The 16,462-nt window shown below is 36.0% G+C and carries 22 protein-coding genes and 1 tRNA gene; 1 reads left to right on the forward strand and 22 read right to left on the reverse strand.

The annotated features are described in order from the left end of the window. Nucleotides 1–512 precede the first annotated feature (512 nt). The gene (locus tag CTER_RS10515) at nucleotides 513–1,484 is read left to right on the forward strand and encodes a sensor histidine kinase (protein WP_242834967.1); all 972 of its coding nucleotides are present in this window, start codon (nucleotides 513–515) and stop codon (nucleotides 1,482–1,484) included. 21 nt (nucleotides 1,485–1,505) lie between these two features. Here the strand turns inward: CTER_RS10515 and CTER_RS27585 are convergent, their stop codons facing one another. The 22 genes from CTER_RS27585 to CTER_RS28615 all read right to left on the reverse strand — a co-directional run. Continuing rightward, on the reverse strand, nucleotides 1,506–1,643 hold the full coding sequence (locus CTER_RS27585) for an AgrD family cyclic lactone autoinducer peptide (protein WP_004625443.1): 138 nt from the start codon (nucleotides 1,641–1,643) through the stop codon (nucleotides 1,506–1,508). After that, complete coding sequence (locus CTER_RS10520) at nucleotides 1,630–2,223, reverse strand: accessory gene regulator ArgB-like protein (RefSeq protein WP_004625427.1); 594 nt, start codon at nucleotides 2,221–2,223, stop codon at nucleotides 1,630–1,632. The genes CTER_RS27585 and CTER_RS10520 overlap by 14 nt, the downstream gene beginning before the upstream one ends. A gap of 626 nt (nucleotides 2,224–2,849) precedes the next feature. Further along, the gene (locus CTER_RS10525) at nucleotides 2,850–3,476 is read right to left on the reverse strand and encodes a CPBP family intramembrane glutamic endopeptidase (RefSeq protein ID WP_004625439.1); all 627 of its coding nucleotides are present in this window, start codon (nucleotides 3,474–3,476) and stop codon (nucleotides 2,850–2,852) included. Beyond that, on the reverse strand, nucleotides 3,469–4,044 hold the full coding sequence (locus tag CTER_RS10530) for a TetR/AcrR family transcriptional regulator (protein ID WP_004625459.1): 576 nt from the start codon (nucleotides 4,042–4,044) through the stop codon (nucleotides 3,469–3,471). Before CTER_RS10530 ends, CTER_RS10525 begins: the two co-directional genes overlap by 8 nt. Nucleotides 4,045–4,325: 281 nt before the next feature. Further along, nucleotides 4,326–5,339, reverse strand: coding sequence for an ABC transporter substrate-binding protein (locus tag CTER_RS10535; protein ID WP_004625454.1), 1,014 nt, complete (start codon nucleotides 5,337–5,339; stop codon nucleotides 4,326–4,328). Then, the gene (locus CTER_RS10540) at nucleotides 5,336–6,043 is read right to left on the reverse strand and encodes an ABC transporter ATP-binding protein (protein WP_004625432.1); all 708 of its coding nucleotides are present in this window, start codon (nucleotides 6,041–6,043) and stop codon (nucleotides 5,336–5,338) included. Before CTER_RS10540 ends, CTER_RS10535 begins: the two co-directional genes overlap by 4 nt. Nucleotide 6,044: 1 nt before the next feature. Then, the gene (locus tag CTER_RS10545) at nucleotides 6,045–6,803 is read right to left on the reverse strand and encodes an ABC transporter permease (protein ID WP_004625410.1); all 759 of its coding nucleotides are present in this window, start codon (nucleotides 6,801–6,803) and stop codon (nucleotides 6,045–6,047) included. A gap of 11 nt (nucleotides 6,804–6,814) precedes the next feature. Continuing rightward, entirely contained in the window at nucleotides 6,815–7,426 is a 612-nt protein-coding gene (locus tag CTER_RS10550) for a hypothetical protein (RefSeq protein ID WP_004625434.1), read from the reverse strand. Between the two features lie 325 nt (nucleotides 7,427–7,751). After that, nucleotides 7,752–8,726: an aldo/keto reductase gene (locus tag CTER_RS10555; protein WP_341349522.1), complete on the reverse strand. Its 975-nt coding sequence runs from the start codon at nucleotides 8,724–8,726 to the stop codon at nucleotides 7,752–7,754. A 3-nt stretch (nucleotides 8,727–8,729) separates the two neighbouring features. Next, nucleotides 8,730–8,900, reverse strand: coding sequence for a hypothetical protein (locus CTER_RS28795; protein ID WP_242834969.1), 171 nt, complete (start codon nucleotides 8,898–8,900; stop codon nucleotides 8,730–8,732). 263 nt (nucleotides 8,901–9,163) lie between these two features. Then, nucleotides 9,164–9,682, reverse strand: a complete 519-nt coding sequence (locus tag CTER_RS10560; RefSeq protein ID WP_004625411.1) for a methyltransferase family protein — start codon at nucleotides 9,680–9,682, stop codon at nucleotides 9,164–9,166. A 295-nt stretch (nucleotides 9,683–9,977) separates the two neighbouring features. After that, nucleotides 9,978–10,060: transfer RNA gene (locus CTER_RS10565), tRNA-Leu, on the reverse strand. 237 nt (nucleotides 10,061–10,297) lie between these two features. Then, nucleotides 10,298–10,597 carry a hypothetical protein gene (locus CTER_RS10570; protein ID WP_004625466.1) on the reverse strand — a complete coding sequence of 100 codons (300 nt, stop codon included), beginning with the start codon at nucleotides 10,595–10,597 and terminating at the stop codon, nucleotides 10,298–10,300. A gap of 69 nt (nucleotides 10,598–10,666) precedes the next feature. Further along, entirely contained in the window at nucleotides 10,667–11,002 is a 336-nt protein-coding gene (locus CTER_RS10575) for a D-alanyl-D-alanine carboxypeptidase family protein (RefSeq protein WP_165585960.1), read from the reverse strand. Next, complete coding sequence (locus CTER_RS10580) at nucleotides 10,987–11,775, reverse strand: NUMOD3 domain-containing DNA-binding protein (protein ID WP_004625433.1); 789 nt, start codon at nucleotides 11,773–11,775, stop codon at nucleotides 10,987–10,989. Before CTER_RS10580 ends, CTER_RS10575 begins: the two co-directional genes overlap by 16 nt. Before the next feature lie 223 nt (nucleotides 11,776–11,998). Beyond that, nucleotides 11,999–12,160, reverse strand: coding sequence for a hypothetical protein (locus CTER_RS28295; RefSeq protein ID WP_004625425.1), 162 nt, complete (start codon nucleotides 12,158–12,160; stop codon nucleotides 11,999–12,001). A 15-nt stretch (nucleotides 12,161–12,175) separates the two neighbouring features. Beyond that, nucleotides 12,176–12,466, reverse strand: a complete 291-nt coding sequence (locus tag CTER_RS10585; RefSeq protein WP_004625435.1) for a hypothetical protein — start codon at nucleotides 12,464–12,466, stop codon at nucleotides 12,176–12,178. A gap of 290 nt (nucleotides 12,467–12,756) precedes the next feature. Beyond that, on the reverse strand, nucleotides 12,757–13,302 hold the full coding sequence (locus CTER_RS10590; RefSeq protein ID WP_004625430.1) for a hypothetical protein: 546 nt from the start codon (nucleotides 13,300–13,302) through the stop codon (nucleotides 12,757–12,759). A 280-nt stretch (nucleotides 13,303–13,582) separates the two neighbouring features. Further along, nucleotides 13,583–15,067 (reverse strand): Kelch repeat-containing protein, encoded by a 1,485-nt coding sequence (locus tag CTER_RS26950; protein ID WP_004625424.1) that lies wholly within the window; start codon nucleotides 15,065–15,067, stop codon nucleotides 13,583–13,585. A 129-nt stretch (nucleotides 15,068–15,196) separates the two neighbouring features. Continuing rightward, entirely contained in the window at nucleotides 15,197–15,583 is a 387-nt protein-coding gene (locus tag CTER_RS10600; RefSeq protein ID WP_004625429.1) for a hypothetical protein, read from the reverse strand. 11 nt (nucleotides 15,584–15,594) lie between these two features. Further along, nucleotides 15,595–16,242, reverse strand: coding sequence for a hypothetical protein (locus tag CTER_RS10605; RefSeq protein WP_004625449.1), 648 nt, complete (start codon nucleotides 16,240–16,242; stop codon nucleotides 15,595–15,597). A gap of 15 nt (nucleotides 16,243–16,257) precedes the next feature. Further along, a partial coding sequence (locus CTER_RS28615) for a hypothetical protein (protein WP_004625407.1) occupies nucleotides 16,258–16,462 on the reverse strand: 205 nt, incomplete at its 5' end.

The raw sequence follows: 16,462 nt of genomic DNA on the forward strand, positions 1-16,462 counted from the left end.
TAGTAAAAATATGGGAAATATATATAATCAATGCATCATCAACGCAGAATAATTTCTTTAAATGCATGGACTCATTTAAAGGCAACATTAATGTACATTTTTAATAAAAACTTTACATTAATTACTTATATGCAATTCAGGTAATAGAAATAAAATAAAAATAGTTAGGAGACAAATTTGTGTTAATTCAGTTGATGGTTGTTAATACACTTTTTGCAATGATTACCGGTTATTTGGTACATTATTTTTAAAAACAAATTTTAATATCAGGTCGGCGAAGACCAGACTTGTAGTATTCATTATTTGTTTTGGTATTTCAAACGGTCTTTTATCAACTCTTTGTATGAAGTACCTTCCGAGTAACCTGCAGTTTTTGAAATCCTTTTTTCTATTAATACTCAGCATTATAGTTATTAAATATTTACTTAAAATCAGTCTAGTAAGAGCTTTGCTGTCATTTTGCACAATTATGCTGGCAGTAATGCTTTGTAATTTCTTTGCACCATTGGTTTTTGTCATTTTTCTCAGATGTGAATGTCACTCCCGATGTAATAACAAATAACGTCTTTCTGTTTGCTGTTATGAATGCGCTGGTTTATTTTTTTACATCAATTATTATTCTGCTTACTCCCTTTGCAAAAAAGCTGGGACAGTTTAAAAATCTAAAGCCTGTAATTATCCTGTTATTTATTACACTGCTGATGCTTGTATTAAATGCAGGAGTCCACTATATAGTCAGCTTCGATCCCATATCCTTTACTGCCACACTCATATTGTCCTTGATTTATTTAATCGTTTCTGTCTGGTACATAAACAATTTCTACAAATATGAAATGAAAATAGAGGAAGAAAAACAACAAGCTTTTTACAATGAATCTCTAAGCCTGGTAATACAGGATTTAAGAAGGTTCAAACATGACCAGGCCAACCATTTGACAGTTATCTCCGCAATGTTGAAAATGAAAAAATTCGATCAGGCAAATTCATATATAAGTGAAATATTTAATACTACTGAGAGCATTGTGGATACATCGGTATGTGATATTAAAAATGCGGGACTCTTCGGACTTATCTCCTCCAAAATGGATTATGCTAAAAAGACCGGAATTAAATTCAACCTGCAGGCAATAGGTGAAATAGACTCCATTCCCAATGTTAAGATCTCCGAACTTTGTGAAATAATAGGGATTTATCTGGATAATGCCATAGAAGCCGCTGCAATAAGCAGTGATAAGGAAGTTGAAATGCGTCTGGAAAATAAAGAAGAAAGTATTGATATTGTAATAGATAACAGCTGCAGTATCATTCCAAATCTTGAAAGTATCAGACAGGACGGTTATTCTACAAAAGGCACCAATCGCGGACACGGTTTGAGTATAGTCGACAAAATTCTAAGCAAGTATGCCAGTATCTCGAATACCATTAATTTTGATAATAACAGTATGATCTTTTCCCAAATACTGAAAATAAAAAAAGGCATATAGCCTTTTTTTATTTCCTTTAGTCTATTTCAGTAATGATTTGGGGCACTCCTGCTGATAAAATGATGAGAACCAACAAGCCCCTGCCGAAGAAGTTGCCGCGATAATTCCAACCATGGACAAAACAGTCATTACCATCAACCTGATTTTACCTTTTTTCATTTAATACCCCACCCTTTCTATTCTTTGTTATTTTATACACCACCGGTGTAAGATTTACGGCATTAATCAATGTAATAATTGACATAACATTCGAAAAATCCTTTGGCACAAAAAAGCTGATTATAAAACATATGATAAAAACTACACTGCTCTTGATTCTTAATTCCTTCCGTCTCTTTTCGGTAATTATCGGCTTCGAAATTAAATCGGCCGGAGCATATAAGTACACTAGAACACCTGATATGATAAACAAAATAATATTTAAATAATTAAAAGCGATAATATGCGACAAATAAATGGTTCCAAATATAAATGTAAAATGTGTAATAATGCAACCCAGCTGAGTTTTAGCATGAATACCGCCGAAATAAGACTTGTTTACAGAAAATACGGCAACGGCTACCAATGCATACCTTAACTGCCCGAGGGCGAATGCCGTCAGTAATACCGCTATTAGCTTGAGACCGTCGGAAAAGGCCATATAAAGACCATAATCTATTTCTTCCGCTTTTTCTTCCGTGATACCCGGTACTGTAATAAGTATCTCATTTGTAATTTTTTTAGTGATCTTACTCAACATATAATCACCACCTATTACAATTTACTCCATTATATACTATTTTTTATAACTAATCTATATATTTCTTAAAAATTCTCTTTTTGTTAAGAAAAATTTACAAAATTTTTATAATATAACTTCCAAAAACTAAAAAACAAGTAAAGTGCCGTAATTTTTTACGGCACTTTACTTGTTTTTCTTCCTGCCAGCTGATATTACAATAATATTACAGCGGCTATGGCAGCGGCAGCCAGTGCATAATGCCACCACCTGATCAAGGAATTTTCTAAAGGAGCCTCAACATTCTTCAGTTTTTCCAAATAAAACCTTGTCATACGCTCATCTCCTTTCCTTGTCTTGGCTCTCCACCATTTAACGGGTTTGTGTATTTATATTCCATATATACTTATAATTCCCTTCTGCTTTTTATAAATATATTTTTATCTTGTCATGATTTATGGATTTTTATTTATATAAAATTTTCATCCCAATATTTGTATATGGGATTGGCTCAACAGAGTACCAGCTCCCGGCTATAGCTTTTTACTCTTTTTAATGGCATAAAACAACGCCAACCATAATATAATGGTTGACGTTATCCGGAAGCTTTTATTATTTCTAAAAGGTCCATAATTTTCTTGATAAAATCACATGATTAAAAGTATAAATACACCCACGGCATTGGCTATAAAATGTGAAAATGCACAGGAATACACGCTTTTGGTCTTTTGAAAAATCATACCGTATAAGAGGCTGTCTATAAATATGAATACTAAATCATACAAAACGACAAATACGGCACCGGAAGAATAATGACCAATTGAAAAAAAGAATGAAGTGATTGCAATTGCGTAAGCCGGCTTTATCACCGTGCTGATATTCGCCTGCAGAAAGGCGCGGAATACCAATTCTTCTATAAAGGCCAAAACCATCAGCTGGATTATTAATAGAAATACCTTATCAAATAACAGCATCGGTTGTGTCCGCTCTAAAACATGCTGATAGAACTCAGGTACAATTATTTTTGACAGGCCTACAGCAGTCACTCCACTGATAACAGGCAATATAATCAACCACCAGTATTTTTTTAAATCGCCCGGAAAACTGCGGGGACTAAGCCCTATATCCTTAAAACTTTTTTTATTAATCTTTTTTTCGATAAGCAAATATGGGATTGCAGCCAGTATTGCTATTCCAATAATCCGGAAAAGACACGACAAACATACTATTACCACAACACTCAGTCTGATGATAATCTGCTTTTTATTATTCATTTTCTTTTACTTCCTTTATCAGTTTTAAAAATCCCATAAATGCATTACGGAGCATCTGTGCAATCTCGTTATTTTGAAAGGAACAACTATTTGTGGCTACCATAGATGCTATTCCATGAGTAAACAGCCAGGTTTCCATATAAAGATATTTTGCATTTTCGATGGTTATTTGATTACCTGCAGCGATTCTGTCAGCAATAGCTGAATTTTCTTCATCCTCCAACATTTCCATAAAGCTGGCGGTTTTAAAATTATTACTCATGAAAAGCATTTTAAAGAGATTGGGCTCTTCTTTAGCAAAACCGATATATGCCATTCCTATGCTAAAAAATATATTCTCCGGGTCAATGTGGCTTTCAATATATTGATTATAAAAAGCTTCTATATAGTCAAATATATCTTTTTTCAATTCGGCCATATCCTTATAAATCCGGAATATTGGCTGTGTGGAACAGGAGAGTTTGGATGCCAGACTGCGGGCATTTATATTTTCCCATCCCTTTTCTCTCGTTAGATTGAATGCCGCCTCCAATATCTTTTCTTTAAAAATTTTAGGTCTTGGGGGCATAGTAACTCTCCTTTAAATAACTATTGTTATGTAACGTAAGCTATTATATATCCTTTTTAATACCCTGTCAACAAGCCTGGCAATTTATCTGCCTTAAAGCCAAAAAGCAATAAAATTTCCGGCATAACCTCTCCGATGATAATCTTTATCCGCCATAATATCATATGCCTATGGGAACAACACTCAAGAAAAAAGTAAAAAAATAGCTCTCAAGGATTTCTGCGATGCTCCCTGAGGGCTTTTTATCAATAATTAGGATCTCTCTTTGAACTTAATTTATTTTAATCAATTTTAAGAATTAAACCATTGATATCCACTCTATTTTCAATCATGCCATTGTCTTTCATGAACTGTTCCGTCTTTTTCATAGAAGTGATATCGGCCTCAGTGATTTCAGTACTGAAATCATACATCGGGAACATTTCCTTTACCGCTTCAATACTCAGCTCGGTTTCCCCGGCAGTGATTTCCAGAGTTTCCTCAGCATTTTCCTTCATATACTGTGCTATCTCTGCCTGCGCTTCCAGGAACCGTTTGACCAGTAAAGGATTCTTTTCATAGAATGCTCCGCTTGTGGCTACTACAATTGTAGCGTCCACCAGGTCTTTTCCTGTGGTCACCACACGATAGCCGTCCTTAGCCATATTATATGCAACTGGACCTGCAAGAAGTGCACAGTCCACAGTTCCACCCACCAAAGCGGCCTGTGAATCGGGAATGCCCATGGAAACAAACTCAATATCGCTTTCTGTCAAACCCGCGGTTGCCAGGTAAGCAACCAGCAGTTCGTGCAAAATAGTACCCTTGGGGCCTGCAATCTTCTTTCCTTTGAGATCAGCGGCTGTTTGAATAGTGCTGTCCTTGCCGGCGAACAAGCGAAATGCCTCGGGGGATCGGCTATATGTACTGATAATTTTAACATCCGCACCGTTGGAGGCCGACAGTATGACCGAAGTAGCTCCCACCGCGTATAAGAACTGAATATCGCCGGAAGCTAATGCCTGGGTTTGCTCAGGTCCCGTAGTCAGGTTTGAATATTCCACCGGCAAACCATATTCTGAAAAGGCTTTCGTGAAGATGCCCTTCTCTTTTTCTATAATAGACGGCACATTGAGGGGGGACTTTACATAGGTTACACCAATTTTGTTCACCGTGAATTCCGGCGCTGTCTCAGATATCTCAGCCGCCGAGCTGCTGCCCGCCGACTGCTCAACGGGTTTCTCTTCTCCTGCGCAGCCCGCCAGCGCAGCAACCATAATTGCAACGATTAATAAAAGTGAAAAAATACGTTTCATGTTATACTCCTTTGCGTAATTATTTTAATTATATTTTTTTTAACATCAATCAATTCGGGGGATAAAATATCTCTGGGATAATCAAATGACTCCAACGAAAATTCCTGCTCCACCCGCCCCTGATCCAGCACCAGAATTTTCTGCCCCAACAGCAGGGCTTCGTCAATACTATGAGTTACAAAAATAATGCTCTTCTTATGTACCGAAAAAATACGCAGCAGCTCGTCCTGCATGGCCTCCCTGATGAAGTGATCCAGTGCTGCGAAGGGTTCATCCATCAGGATCAGTTCCGGGTCGTATGCCAGGGCCCGGGCCAGTGCCGCTCTTTGCTGCATTCCCCCGGAAAGCTGGGCGGGATAAGCATTTTCAAATCCAACAAGCCCTACGGTGTTGATGAGTTCCCGAATGCGGTCAGGATCCACCTGGGCCTTTGGCAGTCCAAAGATAACGTTTTTCCACACCGTGAGCCAGGGCATCAACCTGGGTTCCTGAAACACCATGCCCATTTTGTGCAGCGGCGGCCTCAACAGTGTTCCGCTGTCATATTCCTCAAAGCCGCCCAATACCCGCAAAAGGGTAGTTTTTCCGCAGCCGCTTCTGCCAAGTATGACTGTTATACTTTGTTCAGGAAATTCTACTGTTAATCCATCCAGAACCTTTAGCTGCTTTTCGGCTACCCGGTAGCTTTTGCACAAATTCTCCAATCTAACTCCAGCTATTGTCAACACCTCCATGCAAAGCTTTTCGGATAGCAAGGGAAAATAGGCAGTCACATAAATAGCCTACAATACCAATAACAAAAATCCCAACAATGACCTTATCCGACCGTGACATCTGCTGGGCATCTAAAATCAAATAACCAAGACCTCTGGAGGCCGCAATCATTTCGGCACCAATTATGGCACGCCAGCTGTAGCCAAGGCCTACGCGCATTCCCACCAGAATATCCGGCAGAGCATGGGGCAGCATGATGCGGCAAAACTTCTGTATTTTATTAAAACCAAGAGAGTGTCCCACCTCCAGGAGCTTGATATCGCAGGATGCCAACCCTTTCTTTATGTTCAAAAACATAGGAAAAAAGGATGCCAGTACAATAATGATAACTTTAGAGGTTTCTCCAATGCCAAACCATAATATCAACAGCGCAATCAAGCTCAGCGGCGGTACATTACGCATAAATTCTACAATGTGCCTGTAGTATGGAGCGGATGCCGGGCGAACTCCCGCCAGAATTCCCAAAAGGAATGCCAGCACAAAGGCAATCAAAAAGCCCGTCAGCACACGCCAGAGACTGACCAAGATGTGCAGCAGCAGCACTCCGCTTTTCACCATAGCCCAAAACGAACGGAATACTTGCCCCGGACCTGGGAGAACATAAGAACTCCAAATCTGCATGTCTGACACGACCTGCCAAAGCAGAAAAATCACTATGATTGGCAGTGCTGCTTTCCAAAAATTCTTCATTGTTTCCCTTTCTATATTCCATCTCCATTATGGCAGCCGCCGGAGCAATACAGCAGTTCCAATATTTTCTCGCCAGGTGTCTGACTCATCGAGGAAAAATACCGGTCAATTTTTCCCTTGCTGTCCAGCACCTTCGCCTTTGTTCCATATTCCACAAAGAATCCCGGAGGGATAGGACTTGCTTCCAGCGTCCTCTTTTGCAGCAAAAGGCCCTGCTGCTTTGCGAACTCGTTCCAGGTGTAGAACTTGACCCCCGCCAACTCCAGACTGTTTCCCAAATCCCGCAAAGAGGCACAAGGTGTTGTAATATACAAATCACCCTTTCCTTCCAGCCGTTTCTGCAGCTCTCTGGCACAGTGAATCAGAATTGGCTCGATATCCGGATATTCCAAATGTGAATCTGTGTACTGTTCTTTTATGTAACTCACCGCCATGGGACATCGCATGTCCGCAACACAGCGCAGAGATTTCTCAATGGACAGGCGATACTTACCTTTTACATAGGCAATGTGGTCCTGCGAACAACTCACCAACTCGAAGCCATTTTTCACCAGCTGGCTCCTCACTGTTGGCGAAGCATACATTTCGGAAGCAACAGGGTTTATCCAAAGAAATTTGCGCATATTATCTCCTAATTTGGTGTTTATCAGCATAATTCAGCATCAGTTAGCATTGGCTAACTCGTATTATATCAGATTTTGCTTTGCTGTCAACTGTTGATTCACAAATCTTTGGTTCATAAATCATAATTAGCAGTTGCCCCAAACGCTAGTTAAATATTGTAAACAAATAAAAAGCACCCTCTAATTGAGAGCACTTCAAACAAGTTACTTTTATTTTATAAGAGTTTGTGCTTCGGCAAATAAGCCTCAAAAAAAGAGCCCGAAGGCTCAAATTTATTTATCCGAATTATTTTCAAATCTTGCTTAAGTTATTGATATATGTTTTTTACACAGAGAAAACTTCGACAGCTTTTTTCATGTTATGGATAATGGAAACCGAAAATGGACACTTGCTTTCACAACTCCCACATTCAATGCAATCGCTGCCATGAGAGGAAAGTTCTTTATAGTGCCGGCCTATCCCTTTATCGACAGCTGTTTGATCAACCAGGGCAATATCAAGGTATTTATTAACTGCTGCAATATCAATATTACTAGGACAGGGCAAACAATGATTGCAATAGACACAGTTGCCTTTGAAGTTCTCATTCATACTGCTGATGGCAGCGGTGAAATCCAGCTCCTCTTCTTTGCTGTTTATATAAGATATTGCTTCCAGCATTTCAGCTCTGCTTTGGCAGCCCACCAATGCACTGGCAACTCCCGGCCGGGTCAGGGCATAGTGGATGCATTGCTTGGAGGTAAGTGCTGAGGCAAAGGGTGTATGCTCTTTTGAGAGTAATTTGCCGCCACCAAAAGTTTTCATAACAGTGATGGGAATATTCAATTGTTCGCAAAAGCGGTATAGCTCCAGTCTTTTTTCATCTATTTTGAGCATTTTTTCTTTTTCAAAAGCTTTTGACAGATAGTCCAATACATCGGTGTTGGCAGGAACCATATCAAAGGCTGGATTGACGCTAAACATCAACAGCTCGACAATACCAGTCTCCACTACTTTTTTAGCAATGACAGGATTGTGAGAACTGGCGCCTATGGCGCGAATTGTGCCGGATTGCTTCAGCTGCTGCGCGTATTTAATAAAATCGGAATGGAACACTGCATCAAAGTGTTCTTCTGTGTCAATGAAAAAAAGCATCCCGACATCAATATAGTCCGTACCCAAATCTATCAACAGGTTTTCAAAGTACTTTTTCACTGTGGGCATATCTCTTGATATATCATATTGCTGGTTAATATCAGTGGAACCAATGTGCCCCTGAATAATCATTTTTTCACGCCGGTCTTTCAGCGCTTTGCCCAGCTTTTAGCGAATATCGTGACCGGGCATAAAGATATCAATTATATTGACGCCATTTTCCATAGCTGCATCAAGAGTTTCTTTTACTGTTTCGTAAGACTTTCCATCCAGATGCTCAGCGCCAAGACCGATAATGCTGGCCTGCATTCCAGTGTTGCCCAGTGAACGGTATCTCATAGTCTTCTCCTTTATTATGTACATGAAATTGTATTTAGAAATATTATACCAAATCATACCCGAGCTTCATAGTGTTATTGATTAAGTGATTAATTTGGGATTGGCTTAAATAAAGCGTTTCACATAACTTTTGCACGCTTAAAATATTGTTTTAATCTTTCCTCTATAGCGCCAAAGCATCCAGATTTAATAGTTTTATCCAACATTGCAACAGCTTCATTGAATTCATGCTAATTTACCATCCATCTTAGGAATAAGATTTACTAAATGTACCGCTTAACCTTATTCATGTAGTTTATATACTCCGCCCCGAATTTGTTGATGCACCATCTTTCTTCAGAAAGAATAATCCAGTGTGCAGATATTTGAAAAACAAGCAGAGATATAAGCAGCAGCATAGAATGCGTTAACATTACACAGCTTGCAAAATATATGAAATATCCTATATACATAGGGTTCCGGGAAATCTTATATATTCCGTTTGTATTTATTCCGCTTTGTTCAGGTTTCGCAAAGTTAACAGTGGCAATTATAAGAACACTTACGCCTAAGACGTAGATAAATAAGGCGATTAAAAACAACGGCGGTTTGGTCTGGATTTTCAAGAAAACCGAATATAAGATCATAAAAGCGTTTGAAAACTGGTAAAAAAGGTACGCGACCTTTTCTTTACCCTCTAATGGGGCAAAGAAAGCGGCACGGCGTAAAGAATCTTTATTTATCATTTTCAGTAAGCCGAACCTTATGAGAAAAAGAGGTATTATTAATAGAAATGCATTCATTTTTTAAGCTCCCCTCTCTTTACCTACTCTATTGCATATCAATATAAATCTTACCTTTTTGCTATTATTATATCACAGGTACCATGAGCAATCTATTGAGAGAATCTCTTCTCAAACAGGCTTAAAAAACTATTAATAGCGTTTAGAGGCATATACAAGGTTGTACAATTCTTATACAGGATCTAAAGTGCCGCTGAGTTTTTCACATTTTTCAACTTTTGATGTCTGATAGCGATTAGAAAATAACAAAAGCCGAAAATGATAAAATCACTTTCGGCTTTTGTTTAGATACTATTGGTGCGGATGAAGGGACTTGAACCCCCACGGTCGCCCACTGGAACCTAAATCCAGCGCGTCTGCCAATTCCGCCACATCCGCTTAAATAAAGCGTTTCACCTATCTACTTATTATTTTTTTTGATTTTCACACACTGGACTCATATGATTTTTATATATAAAAATACATGGTATCCAGTGAGTAATTTTATCACAAAACACAAGAATTCTCAAGGTTATCATTTATTTCAAATGCTACAAAATAGGCGAAAAAAATTTAAGAAGGGATACTAAATACCCCTTCTTAAATCTCTTCATACTATACCTTATCCAATGTTCTTCATTTTACACCCTCCAATACTTTACCAATTTTAATTATCAAAGCAGGAAATAAAGGGTCTATATCTTTCTTTTTAAGCCAAAAATTATAATCTGTATTAACTTTTGTAGCTACTATTTTTAATGCTTCCTCAAAAGTCACAATATCATCTCCCTTTACAACTTTATCTTTACTATATATCACGTCATCTTTATCTAAGAAACTTTTACGCTTATCTGAGGCTACGCCATCTGATTCTATTGGTTGCAAATGCCACCATTCTAATACTTTTGGAGAATCTACATTATTTAATGGAAGCATTAACCCATATCTATTAAGTTCTTGATTTAATCTACCGTATGGAATCCAATGTTTAATTGAATATGCCTCCTAATAGTCACCATCTAAATCTACAGCACAACCGAACTCATGCCATGAAGTGAATGGTCTAGCCACTTTTTCACTAGGTCTACCTTTATTTTTCTTTAAATCTGCATCCCATAATTGCTGTTGTTTTATTGAACTTCTACGTCCTATAATACCTGTCATTTTATGACCATTGTCTCTAGCAAAAGCTGCTAACCTGCGCAAAAATACTAAACTGCAATTTCGTGATTCGTCACTTACAAAACTTATATATTTTTCTATATCTTTTTCTTCTGGGAATTTACCTGGGATTATCTTCATATATATACCTTCTTTTATTAAATTTAATAAAATTTCCAATGGAATCCAGCACATGTTTTTCGAATGCCAGAACAACATTTGGAAATTGATCCATGATCTAAATTCAATGTTGTTGCTGCTGCTTCAATGGTTTCATAAATAACTCCAGTTTCTACGCATATAATTGGCTTCGCATTTGGATTGTTAGAACCTTTGCGAGACATATTGATTATGGCTAAATCTTTTCTGGTTCTACCTTTATTTGATTCGCTCAACTTTTTACGCGTTTCATTTGTAATTATTCTGCCTTTACGTTGTTTACTCATTTTTGCTCTTGTTTCATCTGAGTGTTTATGCCCAGAAATTGCTTGTCGTAACTTATTTTTAGTTTCTTCAGAATGATGCTTGCCATATAGTGGGTGTTTTTCGCCTTTAACTCTTTCACTTACTGATTTACAGTACTCTTGAGACATTTTTCTTCCCATATGTGCCTTAGATATTTTCATTTTTGTTAATTCAGTGGGAATATTAATATTTCCACCATAGGCTATATTGTATCCGAATTTTGGATTATTGCTTTTGTAATGACTTATTAACTGTATCTCAAGGTTACACGCATCCTGCTTAGATAAATTAATTGCTATTATTTCATGATTAAAGCCTTCATTCCAACCATATTTTTTTATAGCCCTGTAAAATAGTAATTGAGTTTTATAGCCACAACCTTCCACGCCCCAACGCTTTTCAACCTGTTGTTGAGTGATACCAATATAATATTTATTATTTATTTTGCAAGTATGCATATAAACGGTGTATCCGTTTGATTCAGACATTAAATCACTTCCTTTTCTTAATTTTAACATAACGTTATGTTACTTGAACACTTTATGCATGTGTTACAATGTTTTAAGAGGTAATTATAATACTAAAAAACAAGGAAAGATTGGGAACAAGTTTACCAACTGATTTAATTAAGTAACTTAAAGATTGTTCGGAAATGACTATGATACCAATTAGCAAAATTATAGAAGCTTCGTTAATTGAATATTTAAATTCTCACAATCCTAATAAAAAGTAATAGGATTGTTTTGCAAGGCTCCTATATCCTGCCACACACAAAGCATTTTTTTTATAGTCATTGCATAGTTTATTTACTGCATCTAAAAGAGGTTTATATATGTATGCTTGGTCAGGATGCTTAAAAATCACGTTATTCATACAATCACCATCCTTTTACTTAACTAATACAACAATAACACTGCTAGCGGATGTTAAAAATGAAGCTATAATAACTCCCCACATTGCTTTATTACTGGCTTTTACTGTTGTATTATTATTGCTATTATCTATCATTCTTTTATTAAGTTCTTTTACTTCAATTAGGACTTCCTTGAGGTCTTGAACCTCAGTATTTGTTTTCTTGATTTCGTCAGAGTGATTATCAAGTCGCTTATCTATAACCTGTAATTTTTCTTTTATTCCGTTATGTTTTTCATCACATAATTTTTCATTAAATTCTGACATTTCACTCACCTCATTTTCTATGTTAATACCAATTGACAATTATTTGCTTTTACCATATAATGTAATTGTTTTATGTAAGCAAAAAGAAAGACAGGGCGATTGTTTGAGGGCAACCCTGTCTTTTTCTACGTGTTGATATATATATTAAATTGTAGACATGAAAAAAGACCCTACATTATTTCTAATGTAAAGGTCTTTTTCTTAAATATTTTTAAAATTGCCCATTTAAGGGTTTTTTGAAAGCTTGCCTAATAAAAGGTTTTTTTAAATTATTAATTCTATATACTATATTACTCTTCTTTTATTATTGTGTCAACATTTAATGAAAGTATTCGTAGTATCTCTTTTACAATTATTTCTTTATCTGTTATTACATTAAACACTTCTCTTTTTTCATTGAAACGTTGAACATCAATTGCTCTTATGTCAGAAATTTGAAGCCTAGTAATTAATTCATTTTTAAAATTTTTCATCTTAATATCAAATTCAAATTCTGGATTTGCCTCTGATTTATCTTTTACAGAAGTCGTTGGGATTACTAAGTATTTGATTCCAAAATCTTTTAAAATATAACAATAGTGACCGTCATATACTTCTTTAGGATAACCCCTTCTCAGATTAAAAAACGCTACTTGTCCTTCTTTTGGCCTTATTGATTTTGTAATTTCGTAAAAAGAAGTAGAGGGATTACCAGTTTGTTTTGGTACTACCTTATTATAAAAAAATTCTAGTTCCTTTAACCAATATTTAAGTTGATTTGCAAAGCCATCCTTATCATAATTTTGAATTCCGTCAAGTATTTTTGCTGATTCATCCATATCATCTTTTATGCTCATGTATTCCCCTCCCACAACTTACAAATCATTATCAAATTATACCACTTTCTATTACAATATGAAACAATTTGTAAGTTGTGGGATATGTACACCATCAATATTATAGTAAATTACTTATTGGATTTTACAACTGGGAATGTTAAAGTAGATTAATAGTATTATATTGATTAAAAATGTTTATAAAATAGTTGTTCTATACTGTGTAGTTTGGACGCAGTATTATCCTTATGCGTTGAAAAAGAGCACCTGTGGTTAGCCAAATGCCCTTAAGTAAATTACATTATTCTTTATATTCCTTAACTTCAAAACTATAAATTTCTTTAAATTGCAGATACTCATTTCGACTCACGAATGGTTTAACGTTGCTTCTCTTAATGATTGATATGTAAGCTTTATCAGCTCCTTCAGACCTATTATCATACCATGTAAGGAAATTCTCCATTTCCTGCGCTGTTAAGTCGTATTCTTTGATGGTTCCATTAGTCATAACAATTTCAAGTATAGCTTTGTTACCAGTTATAACTGGTGGTTCTTCAGTACCAGTTGGAGTTGCTGAAACTTCATTTGACTTCGGACTCTCAACTCCATCCACAATAGCACTTACAACATAATAATAAGTGGTTCCGTTTGTAACATCGTTGTCTGTATATGTAATAGCCGATGTTGTTGTTATTGTTTCGTAAGGGCCACTTAGAGTTGTTGAACGTTTAATATTATACACTGCTGAGCCTGTTGTAGGAACTGTCCAGGACAAATCGACTTTTTTATTACCTGGTATAGCTATAAGATTTGATGGAGTTTTGGGAAAAATATTTTCCTCAGTAGTGTTATATATTAGTGTGTTTAAATTAGCAGTACCACCGAATATATAAACGCTATTTTCAATTAAAGCTACACCCGGATAACTCCTTGAATAGCTAAGTTTTCCTATATCTGTCCATGTATCTGATTGTATATTATATTTTTCAATTATGTCAGTAGCATCCCATGGAATACTTGTACGTCCCCCTAAAACATAAATATTACCACCATATGTAATAGTCCCGGTATATGTTCTGGCAATCTTTAGTGGTGCCTTAAATGTACAAGTATTTGTTTTTGGGTTAAATACTTCAACTATTGAAGATGCACCATTTGCATCCCATCCTCCAATAAGAAAGACCATTCCATCATAAATTGATAAACCCATTTGCTGTCTTGCAAAATTTAATCCAACAGAGTTTTTAGTCCAAGTATTTAAACTTGGATCATAAATATATATATTAGATTGATGGCCATTAATATGATTATACCCACCAAATGCATATATCTTCCCATCTATAACAGCTAAAGGTGCACCCCCTAACGAAATTGGTAGACTAGCCAATTCTGTATTCCAGGTGTCAGTACTAATATCGTACGCTAAAAACTTTGATGTTGTGGTATTGTCACGAAATGTTCCCCCGGCAATATAAATTATCCCGTTTATTTCAACTGCATAACAACTTTTCATAGCAGTTGGTAACGAGGTCTTATAACTCCATGTATTTGTAGTTGTATTATAAACTTGTACTTTATCTGTTACAGAACCATCTTTGTTAACCATTCCACCAAAAACATAAATATTATTATTAACATTCAAAGAAGCAGAACCTGATACAGGGGTTAACATATTAGCCTTTGACGTCCAATTGAAAGGACTCTCTGCAAAACTAACCGTACAAAAAGCTGACATAACCGCAACAAACACTACCATGAAACATAATAACTTATTAAATCTTTTCATCAAATCGACCTCCAAATAATATTTTCTAAATTATACCTCTATACCCATATCATTATAAGTCTGATAATCAATGTCGAATAAAGGTATAATTAGAAGTTATATTATTGGAGGCTAATTTTTTCACACTCTTTAATATACTTCACTTTTAAAAACCATATAATCAAACACATCACCAACAGCCCAGTTACCATCAATTTTCTCAATCCAATGTTTGTCGGCACTTACTTTGTATTCAATACCCGGTTCAATTATTTCATCGTTTTTGGTTACTAACAAAGCATTATCAACATACTGATATTCTTTTGCTAAAGCTAAAAGACACATTATTTGCCATTTATCAAATGAAAGTGCCTTTTTAAATTTTAACCCTATAGGGACTCTGTTAGTTTCAAAATCTAATTTTATTGTTTGTGTGTTCTGAAACAGTAGCGTTTTTACTGCATCAGGATTAAAGTTACCTTTATGCCAAACTTCATTTTCATTATATTTTAGTTCTTTTCCTACAAATGTTGTCATACAATTCTCCTTTATCCAATAATAATAACTTTGTATTGGTTTGCTATAGGTGCTACAGAAAACATAACACCAATATTATTTGCATCAACAGTATATACATCAGGAATTACTACCTGATAAGGTACTGAGTTTTCCCGAACCGTGACATGGGCATCCAGTGTATTTAGGTTATGGGTAATAGTAAAATCTGTAATTGTTCCATCTCCAATTACCTGGGTATATTTAGAAGTTTTTTGAGTAACTAATGTTTGCAAATCACTATCTGCCGCTTGCCATTCAGCCTTAATGTCAGCAATGGTATCAATAATGCTTCCATCAGAATCCTCATCTAAAGCTACCTTTATATTTTGAATCTCTGTAGATAGTGAATCAGTAGTAGTTCTTGTAACAAAGTCACTGTCATTGGTCAGTTCACTTGTTTTAGAAGGAATAAAAGGTTTATTAATTAATTCATTATAATCATATGTTCCACCTGTACCACCTTCTGCCCCCAAGTCCTCCCATTCAGTACCATCCCAGCCATAGAAGGTTTTATCTACAGTATTGTAATATATTTGGCCTTCCTTTGGATTGCTTGGTGCTATTGCAAGGTTTTGTATAACTGCGTTTTGTAATTCGTTCTTATTTAAATCTATATTTGTTAAATAGTTTCGTGACATATAAAATTACCTTTCTTAGTTGCAATAAGCTTTTCCTGCAAATGCTGCTGTAAATGTTAATTTAACATTGTCCTGATCTATATACTGAATATCACCTATTACAACACTGTCAGCACTGTCTACTACAATCACAGAACAGTATTTATGAAGATTGTGATTTATAAGCCATTCTGAAGCTGGAACTAACTGAACATGTACATAATTCTTATCTATATCTGGA

Origin of the sequence: Ruminiclostridium cellobioparum subsp. termitidis CT1112, assembly GCF_000350485.1 — a bacterium.
Lineage (GTDB): Bacteria > Bacillota > Clostridia > Acetivibrionales > DSM-1351 > Ruminiclostridium > Ruminiclostridium termitidis.